We start from the raw sequence: 587 nt of genomic DNA, 5'->3' as shown, positions 1-587 counted from the left end.
GGTCCTGGCCCATGAGCTGGCGCACCTGCGCCGGCTCGACCACTGGGTCAATATCCTGCAAACGGCAGTGGAAACCCTGTTCTTCTATCACCCCGTGGTGCGTTGGGTTTCCCGGGATCTTCGGATTGAACGAGAGATTGCCTGTGATGCCATGGCGGCAACCCTGACCGGCGATCGAGTGGGCTATGCCGAAACCCTCCTCAAACTGGAGCAATCACGAGGGGACCGCAACCCCCTGGCAATGGCCATGGCGGACGGGCAGGTCGCCAGTCGCGTTCGCCGACTGCCCTACCCCGGGCGCCGGCAGGGGGGAGCGGTTGGCCTGAGCATGGCCGCCCTGACCCTGGTGGTCAGCGCGCTCGCCTTCGGCTTCAATGATCTATCCGACGGTGAGGATGATTCATTGAGGACAGCGCCCCAACCTGCTGCTCTCGAACAGTCCCTCCTGGAGCAGGACACCCAAACGCTCACCAGTGACGGCAATTCCGGGATTGAGGCGTCCGGAGCGAGTAGTGAAGCTCCCGCATTGACTGGCTCGACGAGCTCGCCCCTGGACACGGTGGATCCCATCGCTGAGGCCGAAGACC

At 63.7% G+C, this 587-nt stretch carries 1 protein-coding gene; it reads left to right on the top strand.

The features are described 5' to 3' along the window. On the top strand, window positions 1-587 hold a 587-nt coding region (locus tag ABD256_RS44260), incomplete at both ends, for a M56 family metallopeptidase (protein ID WP_344432419.1).

The sequence above is a fragment of the Amycolatopsis minnesotensis genome (assembly GCF_039529815.1).
Lineage (GTDB): Bacteria > Actinomycetota > Actinomycetes > Mycobacteriales > Pseudonocardiaceae > Amycolatopsis > Amycolatopsis minnesotensis.
The sequence above is the reverse complement of the archived record's forward strand: the minus strand, read 5'-3'. Positions and strand labels throughout refer to the sequence as shown.